Origin of the sequence: Sulfuricurvum sp., assembly GCF_028688295.1 — a bacterium.
GTDB lineage: Bacteria > Campylobacterota > Campylobacteria > Campylobacterales > Sulfurimonadaceae > Sulfuricurvum.
Window position 1 is genome coordinate 1 of sequence record NZ_JAQTYM010000027.1, and the last position, 9,738, is coordinate 9,738.

9 protein-coding genes are annotated in these 9,738 nt (G+C 41.4%); 7 read left to right on the forward strand and 2 right to left on the reverse strand.

What is annotated here, in order from left to right:
- From PHR02_RS07190 to PHR02_RS07200, 3 genes are all read left to right on the forward strand, one after another.
- Positions 1 to 765: nitrogenase component 1 (locus tag PHR02_RS07190; protein ID WP_299990600.1), on the forward strand; the 765-nt coding region annotated here is incomplete at its 5' end.
- Positions 766 to 882: 117 nt separating this feature from the next.
- Positions 883 to 1,071, forward strand: coding sequence for a hypothetical protein (locus PHR02_RS07195; RefSeq protein ID WP_299990602.1), 189 nt, complete (start codon positions 883 to 885; stop codon positions 1,069 to 1,071).
- Positions 1,072 to 1,270: 199 nt separating this feature from the next.
- Positions 1,271 to 3,502, forward strand: a complete 2,232-nt coding sequence (locus tag PHR02_RS07200; protein ID WP_299990604.1) for a diguanylate cyclase — start codon at positions 1,271 to 1,273, stop codon at positions 3,500 to 3,502.
- On the opposite strand, the gene PHR02_RS07205 is transcribed toward PHR02_RS07200, so the two are convergent.
- Positions 3,481 to 5,436, reverse strand: coding sequence for an EAL domain-containing protein (locus PHR02_RS07205; protein WP_299990606.1), 1,956 nt, complete (start codon positions 5,434 to 5,436; stop codon positions 3,481 to 3,483). The genes PHR02_RS07200 and PHR02_RS07205 overlap by 22 nt on opposite strands.
- Positions 5,437 to 5,545: 109 nt before the next feature.
- Here PHR02_RS07205 and PHR02_RS07210 point away from each other — a divergent pair, with 109 nt between their 5' ends.
- Both PHR02_RS07210 and PHR02_RS07215 read left to right on the forward strand, forming a co-directional pair.
- Entirely contained in the window at positions 5,546 to 5,776 is a 231-nt protein-coding gene (locus PHR02_RS07210) for a hypothetical protein (protein WP_299990608.1), read from the forward strand.
- Positions 5,777 to 5,788: 12 nt separating this feature from the next.
- Entirely contained in the window at positions 5,789 to 6,001 is a 213-nt protein-coding gene (locus PHR02_RS07215) for a hypothetical protein (protein ID WP_299990610.1), read from the forward strand.
- On the opposite strand, the gene PHR02_RS07220 is transcribed toward PHR02_RS07215, so the two are convergent.
- Positions 5,995 to 6,405 carry a rhodanese-like domain-containing protein gene (locus PHR02_RS07220; protein WP_299990612.1) on the reverse strand — a complete coding sequence of 137 codons (411 nt, stop codon included), beginning with the start codon at positions 6,403 to 6,405 and terminating at the stop codon, positions 5,995 to 5,997. The genes PHR02_RS07215 and PHR02_RS07220 overlap by 7 nt on opposite strands.
- 113 nt (positions 6,406 to 6,518) lie before the next feature.
- Here PHR02_RS07220 and PHR02_RS07225 point away from each other — a divergent pair, with 113 nt between their 5' ends.
- The gene (locus PHR02_RS07225) at positions 6,519 to 7,772 is read left to right on the forward strand and encodes a DEAD/DEAH box helicase (protein ID WP_299990614.1); all 1,254 of its coding nucleotides are present in this window, start codon (positions 6,519 to 6,521) and stop codon (positions 7,770 to 7,772) included.
- A partial coding sequence (locus tag PHR02_RS07230) for a Tex-like N-terminal domain-containing protein (RefSeq protein WP_299990616.1) occupies positions 7,769 to 9,738 on the forward strand: 1,970 nt, incomplete at its 3' end. The genes PHR02_RS07225 and PHR02_RS07230, both read left to right, overlap by 4 nt.

Sequence of the window (9,738 nt, forward strand, 5' to 3'; positions counted from 1 at the left end):
TGGGATATGCCTGCTGGTAGTTATGAAATGTTCCAAGGCGGAACAAAAATTGAAGACACAAAAGATTGTATCAATTCATCTGCTACAATTTCTCTTCAAAAATATGCAACGTCTAAAACCATGAAAATGGTCGAAAAACGTTGGAAACACGCTGGTGGATTCTCTAACCCGATCGGTCTTAAAGGGACTGATGAGTTCGTTATGAAACTCGCAGAATTAACAGGAACAGAAGTTCCACAAAAACTCAAAGTAGAGCGCGGCCGTCTTGTCGATGCTATGCAAGATAGCTATCCATACATGCACGGTAAAAAATTCGCTATCTGGGGTGATCCTGACTTCCTAATCGGTGCAGTATCATTCCTTCTTGAGATGGGTGCAGAACCTACTCACGTTCTTTGCCACAATGCACCAAAAGGGTGGGAAGAAGAGATGAGAGCAATGCTTGATACTTCTCCTGCAAAAGATAGCTTGCATGTATGGGCTGAAAAAGATTTGTGGGCAATGCGTTCACTCCTCTTCACTGAGCCTGTCGATTTCATGATCGGTAACAGCTATGGTAAAGAGTTGATGCGTGATACTGGTACTCCGTTGATCTACATCGGATTCCCAATCTTCGACCGTCATCACCTACACCGTTACTCTATCAGCGGATATGATGGAGCGTTGAACCTTCTTACTTGGATCACGAACAAAGTTCTTGATCAGTTGGATGAAGATACAAAAGGTATCGCAACCACTGACTATTTCTTTGACCTCATCCGCTAAACTCACCAATCCCCTTTGGGGATAAAACTTCATTGTTTCTCGTCATTTTCTCCCTTTTGGGAGATTTTTTTGGTTGAGTCTTTGCTAAAAGATTTAGTCAAACAAATAGGATAATTTATGGCTGGCGTACAAGATAAACTTAAAGCAGAATTGATGGTCGAAATTTATGCGAGCATTGATCGTATCTATGATTCGATAGAGCAACATTTTGAGCTTGATGAAATTCGGCGTACAAATGTCATCAAAAGTCTCAATACCCTAAAAGATGAACTTTATTTTGTAGTGCAGACAACACCGTTATCATAATTTATTTATCACATTTAAAATTCTTTTTTATCCCATAAAAATTGTATTTTAGTGTTTCATTTTTTCCCATTGAGAGATTTTCTTTCCTTTTATACTCTCTTTTCTACTTATCTGTGATGGAAAGACGTATCATATTTTTATCATGTATGAATTTTTTTTATAAAACATTTATAAAAGAATAGTAAATATGGAGTAAGCAATGCAACACTGGAGTACTAAAAATAAAACCCTCATTTTTGTTACTACTATTCTTTTGCTGTTTGCTGTTGTTTTACTCGGATCGATTTATTGGGAGCAGAAAAAAGAGTTAAAAGATAATCAAGAAACTTATGCACATACCTTGCAAACTACTTACGATAAAATAGTTGAAAAGCGCAATCAAGTCGACTATACCGATGCAATGATCAATATTAATTCACGTAATATTAAAAAATCGATTATTAATCAAGACAGAAAAACATTGTTCGATTTGACTGTCGAGCGATGGAAAGCTTTGAAACAAGGAAATAAACATCTTAGTGTCATGCATTTTCATCTATCGGATGGGACAGCATTACTGCGAATGCATGCTCCAAAAAAATACGGTGATAACGTAGCTAGTTTTCGTCCGATGATTGCTAATATATCTAAATATAATAAAGAGATTCATGGATTTGAAACCGGTATCCATAATCTCGCATACCGTTCAGTTATTCCAATTTTTGAGGATAAACGTTATATCGGTGCATTAGAATTAGGAAGCCGCCCTGACATTATTTTTGATGAAATGGAGTACTACAGCGGATTAAAAGGGGCTTTATTCGTCAAAAATAATAATCTTAATCTCTACAAAAATGAAACATTGAGAATTGGTGACTATAGTCTACAGTATGATTCTGCTAATAATAAGCCATTGCTTGATCAATTAGCAAAGATTGATTATCCTTTTCCGATGCTCTATCGATTTCATTTTAATGATCAAAGTTATGCTATTTATTCATTTGATGTCCATGATTATGCTGGAAAAGTAGTTGCAAAAGCGGTTTTTGTAAATGATATTACTGCCATAGAGAATCAATACGCGCAAAAAATGATTGAAAATGCAACGTATTTGTTTATCCTTGTTTTTTTGATTATTTTTATTATTGAATTAGGGTTTCAAAACTTGATTCAAAAGTTAGAAGACACCAATGATCAGCTCCATAGTAATCAAAAGTTTCTTCACTCCATTGTTGATACATCACGTGATGGTATAGCACTGCTAGACGCTGAAACGAATTTTCTTTTTTTTAACAAAGCCTATCTTGAGATGAGTGGATTTACGAATGAGGAGATGCTGAAACAAAGTTGTGCCGGTTTAAGTGCTCCTGAGGATCTTCCACGCGCATTAAGTGCGATTGATCAGGTATATGAGAAGGGTTTTATCGATAATTTTGAAAAAACCTGTATTGTTAAAGATGGAAAAAAACTTCGTGTTAATATGTCTATTACACTGATGCCAGATAAAGAGCGTTTTTTGGTGAATGTACGGGATATTACTGAATCAAGCAAACTTGAAAAACTCCTTCAAGACCGTCTTACCTTGATTGATAAAAATATTATAACCTCTAGCACCGATTTGAACGGGAATATATTGGAAACATCGGAAGCATTTTGTCGAATTTCGGGATATACTCGTGAGGAGTTGATTGGAAAAAATCATCGTATAGTCCATCATCCTGATATGCCAAAAACGATCTATAAAGAGCTATGGGAGAGTATAAAGGAGAATAAAGTTTGGAGAGGTGAACTGAAAAATCGTACTAAAGATGGAGGTTATTATTGGGTTGATGCAACAATCTATCCGATATACGATGATGAGGGGAGAAAAATCGGCTATACGGCTATTCGTCAGGATATTAGTGATAAAAAACGCCTTGAAGAGATTGCAATTACGGATGCACTGACCGGTATCTATAACCGTCGTCATTTTAATACACTCTTTCCACGATTTCTAAGTAGTGCAAAACGAAATAGTGATTTTATCTGTTTTGCGATTATGGATGTAGACCATTTTAAAGATTATAACGATACCTACGGTCATCAAAAAGGGGATGAAGTTTTGATTCAAGTGGCACACGAGATCAAAAAAAGGACGGTTCGAGCAGATGATTATTGTTTTCGCTTAGGCGGAGAAGAATTTGGTCTTATATTTAGGTGCGATGATTTAGATAAATCATTGTTATTTGTTAATTCAATTCGCGAAGGTATTGAAAATCTCTCTATTGAACACTGCAAAAACAGTGTTGCTGAATGCGTAACGATATCGATTGGGCTTATCTGTATCAATGGCTCATTAGTTGCGAATGAAACACACTTGTATGCTGCTGCGGATAAGTGTTTGTATCAGGCAAAAGCCGCTGGACGTAATCGAGTTGTTTTAGGAGAAAGTCACTCTTTCCTACTAGCATGAAGCAATGCTTCAATCGACGTTGATGGCATTGGTTTATAAAAATAAAACCCTTGAATTGTATCGATGCCGTTTTCACGTAAAAAATTAAATTCTTCGAGTGTTTCTACCCCTTCGGCAAGTACTTCCATTCCCAAACCTTTCGCCAATGAAATGATCGTTTTAACGATAGTCTGATTTTTTGGCTCATTAGTGATATTGCGTACAAATGAAATATCGATTTTGAGTTTATCGATAGGAAGATTTTTGAGATAGGAGAGGGAAGAATAACCTGTGCCAAAATCATCAATTGAAATTTTAAACCCTTTGCTTTTTATGATACTCAAAAGAGTAATAGTCTTTTCAGGATTTTCCAAAATAGAACTTTCGGTAATTTCCAATTCAATACAAGACGGGTTGCACCCTGTAGTGTGGATGATGTTGTCAAGTTGTAATATAAAATTTGGATGAATTAATTGATAGGCAGATACATTAATCGCAATATGACCATGCAATAACCCTTCTTGACTCCATCTATGCGCAGTTTTACACCCTTCAATCAGAACAAATTCACCAATTTTTAGGATCATTCCACTCTCTTCGGAAATCGGAATAAAAAGAGATGGCGGGATAAATCCATCGTCGCTTTCCCATCGTATTAGTGCTTCATAGCCGATAATTTTTTCACTTTGCGCATCTACCTGAGGCTGATAGAAAACGCTAAGCTGATCGTCTCTCAATGCACTTTTAAGTTTATTGGTGATTATGGTTCGTTCAAGCGCTTTTTGCGTGAAGGTGGGATTGTAAAATCGATAGGTATTTTTACCGTTCTTTTTTGCCTCATACATTGCTGCATCGGCACATTGAAGTAGACCTTCGATTGTTGTTGCATCCTGTGGATAATTGGCCGCACCTATGCTGAGTGTGGTGTAAATATCAATCCCATCAATGTGTATAGGAAGGGTAAAATTTTCAATGAGACGATTTATTAATGAAGAGAGTGACAATTCATCTTCTGGGGGTGAGACGATGATGACAAACTCATCTCCTCCCGTTCGTACAATATAGCCATCTGGGTAAAAAATATGTTGCAAAAGATGCGCTACTTCGATGAGCAGTTTGTCCCCAAACAGGTGTCCATACGAGTCATTAATTTGTTGAAAACCATCCAAATCTAGGAAAAGAAGTGAGAAAGGATGATTGTTTTGAGTCACGATGCGATTGCTTGTATACTCCGTTAAACTCAATTTGTTCGGTAATTCAGTCAGGGGATCATGGTGAGCTAGTCGTTCAAACCTCTCTTTTTCAGTAAGAATATTAAGCTCATATTCTCGCTCTTCAGTTATGTTTCTATAGATTCCGTAAATGCCAAATAAGTTTCCATCATCGGTACGTAATAACCCTTTTTTTACCCAGTAGGTATATACATTGCCATTTGGCATTTGCATGATTTCCTCATGATCACTCACGGTTTTCTGCTCTAATAGATTATTATCGATGGTATTAATGATATTTGCCGTTTCGGGGGGAAAAATGTCATTGGCTGTTTTTCCAATGGCAAAGATACTTTCAACCCCCGAGAATTCAGCAGCACCATGATTGTAAACAATATAGCGTCTGTCTAATCCTTTGATAACGATGGCATCAGGAGAACTGTCGATCAACGAATTGAGAAGAGTGTCTTTTTTAGCGAGTTGTTGTTGAACTTGATGTTGCTCTTCTAAATGACGTAGGTATGCGAGAAGTTCTTTAGAGAAAAATTGATAACTTACAAAAAAAAGCATGACCGTAGTAAAGAAGATAAAGAACCACCCTTTATAAGTTTGTAAGAGGGTAAGTTGAGTGTTATCGTTAGCGAAAGATGCAACAGCAGCGTCTGAAAAATAGATCCAGGCAAGACCAAAGATTAAGTAAATAGCAGAAATTGAAAGGGCATTTTTTAAACTTTTGGTATTCATAGTTCTAATTACTTTCAGCTAATTTAAACGATTATAGCATAGAAAAAAACTCTACGAATAGAATAATTTATGCAGTTACTCTAATTAACTGATATAGAAGGAGAAAGAGATGGAACATCACGTCGTTATTGAAAAATTATGCAGTTGTGCAAAAAAAGAGGGGTTGTCTCAAATCACTACCTTTGATGCCAAAGAAGCGGCATTAGAGGCAGCTGAAACACAAATGGCGTATATGAACGGAAGCTTTTGCGGTAAACATACCTTTCAGTTAGTCGAAGTAAATGACAATTTTGTCATCGGCATGGTCGGTGGCGGCTGTGGATGCAAATCCGATCACTAAAAGGGAAAAATCATGGAATATCATGTCGTTGTAGAAAAACTCTGTAAATGCGCTATTCGTAAAAATATGCCTCAAATTAAAACCTTTGATGACAAAGAAAATGCAATGCGAATTGCCCGTGCATGGGCACAAGAGATGAATGAGAGTTTTTGTGGGCAACATTCATTTGGAGTCGTAGAAGTGGATGATAATTACGTGATAACGGTAGGTGAGGGGAGTTACTGAATCGTTGGAAGCGACTCACTTTTCCACCCTGTTATCCCCCCGCTGACATTCAGTGGTATGAAACCATTATTTGCTAGGATACGTGAAGCTTGGACGCTTCGGTTTCCGCTGTGGCAATATACGATTATGGTTTTATCTTTTTTATCTTGGAGTCGAGAGAGTTTTTCAGTAAGTTCCTGTACCGGAATAAGTGTAGCACCCGCTATGTACTCTTGGGCAAACTCCTCTTTTGTCCGAACATCCAATAAAAATACATTTTTGTCATTTTTCAAAAGAGTCTGAGCTTGTTGTGGGGTGATAGAATCGAATCCAGCAAAAATCCACCCTTTAGAATAGGCAAAATAAATCACCACAACTCCTAGCAGAAGCCAAGAAAGTATATTTGAGAGGTTTTTTTTGATCATGCTAATTATCTCCACTTAGGAATTTTAATGGTGCAAGTATAGAGAAATCTTGGTTAATCCGTTTGACTACTTAGACAAAATATACTTCGCTCTACTATTAATGAGGACTCTTCATGTCATTTTCACCCCTTTTACGTTCATCTTATATCCTTAAAGCAGTAAAAGAAAACGGCTACACTCAACCAACCCCGATCCAAGAAAAAGTGATACCGTTGGTGTTAGATCGCCGTGACATCCTCGCGCAGGCGCAGACGGGAAGCGGTAAGAGTGCCAGCTTTGTCCTCCCGATTTTAGAGCTTTGGTCGGCAACACGTGGAGAGGGAAAAGCTAAGATCAAAGCCCTCATCCTCACCCCGACACGCGAACTCACCCTCCAAGTAGCTCAGACTTTTGAGACGATGGGAAGAAATCTCCCTAAAACGCCGAAAGTAGTGAGCCTCATCGGGGGTGAGGGGATCAGTGATCAGATATATGCAATACAGCAGGGGTGCGATATTCTCGTTGCAACGTCGGGGCGGTTTCTCGATGTGTTGAGAAAAAAACAGATGAACCTCTCGCACTTGGAATTTTTTGTCCTCGATGAAGCGGACAAGATGCTCGATCTGGGATTTGCCGAAGAGTTGGAACTGATCTTAGAATCGATCCCAGAAAAACGTCAAAATCTCCTCTTCTCCGCAACCTATCCGCCGAAGATGGAGATGATTGCCGCTAAAATCACTCAAAATCCGATCCATATCACGATAGAATCAGAGATGCCGACCGTACAGAGTATCCAACAGCGGGTTATCGAGGTGAATCCCGAAAATCGCGGACCGTTATTGCGCCATCTTCTCAGCACCGAAAAATGGGAGCAGGTGTTGGTCTTTATGGCAAACAAAAGAGCCTCCGATAATATCGCCGCAAAGTTTCGCAAGTACGGTTTTTCGGCGGACTCGTTTAACGGGGATCTATTGCAAGAGGATCGTACCTATGTGTTGGAGCAGTTCAAAGCGAAAAAAATCCGTATCCTTTTTGCAACCGACATCGCCGCGCGCGGTTTGGACATCGATGACATCACTTGCGTTATCAATTTCGATCTTCCCCGCTCACCTGCCGATTATATCCACCGTATCGGACGGACGGGTCGTGCAGGGAAATCGGGTCTGGCGATTTCGTTTATCGGTTACGAGGAACGGGATCATTTTAGATTGATCGAAAAACGCTCCTCTATTAAACTGCCGCGTGAGCAGATCGAGGGGTTTGAACTCGTAGGAACTCCGCCGCCGAGAGTCAAAGGACCCGATCCGATCAAGGGAAAAGGGAAGAGTAAAAAAGACAAAGCGCGTGAACTTGCCGCCAAAAATGCTAAAAACTCAGGAAACCAATGAATAGCCTCATCGATCTACTTTCCCAAAAGACGGGACTCACCGCCAAAACCGTTACCAATATCCTAAAACTCCTCGAAGAGGGTTCCACCATCCCTTTTATCGCCCGCTACCGCAAAGAGATGACAGGCGGTGCTACGGATGAGCAGTTGCGTGAGTTTGAGAGCATCTACGGCTATTCGAAAAAACTGCTGGATCGTAAAGAGGAGGTATCTCGTCTCATTTCGGAGCGCTCAGAGTTGAATAACGACTTGCGTACACGGTTGAACAACGCTCAAACGCTCCAAGAGGTCGAAGACATCTATCGTCCGTTTAAAGAGAAGAAAAATACCCGTGCCAGTGTCGCTATCGCCGCAGGGCTCGAACCGTTGGCGGATCTGTTAGAGCGAGCACAGTTAGAGTTGGGAGAATTTACCAAGCGTGCTGAGAGTTTTGTCAAAGGTTCTATCACTTCTCGCGAAGAGGCGATCAAAGGGGCTCAGGCTATTCTAGCGGAGCGCTACAGTGACGATCCGCGTGAGCGTGACCACTGGCGTCGTCAGATACTGGATTACTCCTCGTTTGAGATCAAAGCGGCCAAAGGGATGAGTGAGGAGGGGTTATTCGCCAAGCTCGCCGGAAAGAGTGAAAAAATAGCCTCCATCCCCTCGCACCGTTATCTCGCGATTATGCGCGGGGTGAGTGAAAAAGAGCTGAGCGTCAAGATCACCCTCGATATGGATCGGGTAGAAAATACGATTAAGAACTACAAAATACCGCGACATGCCAAAAGCTCTCAGACTCTGCTGTTGGCGAGTTATCTCGACGGCTTCAAACGGTTGTTGTTTCCTTCATTGGAGCGGGAAGTGCACGCAATGATCAAAGAGAAATCGGATATTCAAGCGATCAATACCTTCGGCAAAAACCTCTCACAGCTTTTGGGGTCCCCTCCCGTCACGAAGCGTGCCATTTTGGGAGCCGATCCGGCGTATCGCACGGGGTGTAAACTCGCCGTCGTCGATGAGAACGGTATGTATTTGGATCACGCCGTCATCTATCCGACACCGCCTCAAAGCGACTATGAGAAGAGTGCAAAGGTTGTAAAGCAGTTGTGTGATCGTTACGGGATTAATGCCGTCGCCATCGGAAACGGAACGGCCTCACGGGAGACGCAGGAATTTTTTGCGAGACTAAACCGTGATGAGGCTCTTAATCTAGCTTATACGGTCGTTTCCGAAGCGGGGGCATCGGTCTACTCCGCCTCCAAAATCGCCCAAGAAGAGTATCCGCAACTCGATGTGACGATACGGGGGGCAATCTCGATAGCTCAAAGGTTGCGCGATCCAATGGCGGCACTGGTGAAGATCGATCCCAAATCGCTTGGGGTGGGGCAGTATCAGCACGACGTCGATCAAAAGATGCTTGAGAAGAAGCTCGGAGACGTTACCGAAGATTTGGTTAACCGTATCGGGGTCGATCCTAACAGTGCTTCGGTCTCACTCCTCTCTTATGTCGCGGGGGTGGGGGCAAAAGTTGCCAAATCGATAGTGGAGTACCGTGAGAAAAGCGGTGCGTTTAAAAGCAAACAAGAACTCCTCAAAGTCAAAGGGCTGGGAGCCAAAGCGTACGAGCAGTGTGCAGGATTCTTTCGGATACGAGAGGGGAAAAGTGTGTTGGACAACACGGGTGTTCACCCCGAGAGCTACGAAGCGGCGAATACTCTGTTAAAACGCTACGAGCTCTCATCGATCACCAAAGATCAGATTCCCCGTATTGCGCAGGAGTTGGGGGTAGGGGAAGCGACACTCAGTGATATCATCGCGGAGCTACGAAAACCGGGGTTTGACCCCCGCGAGAGTTTGCCTCCCATCATGTTTCGCTCCGATCTCACCGATATCAAAGAGCTTAAGGAAGGTTCTATCGTCTCAGGGGTTGTCCGAAACATCGCCGATTTCGGCGCATTTGTCGATATCGGATTGAAAAACGACGG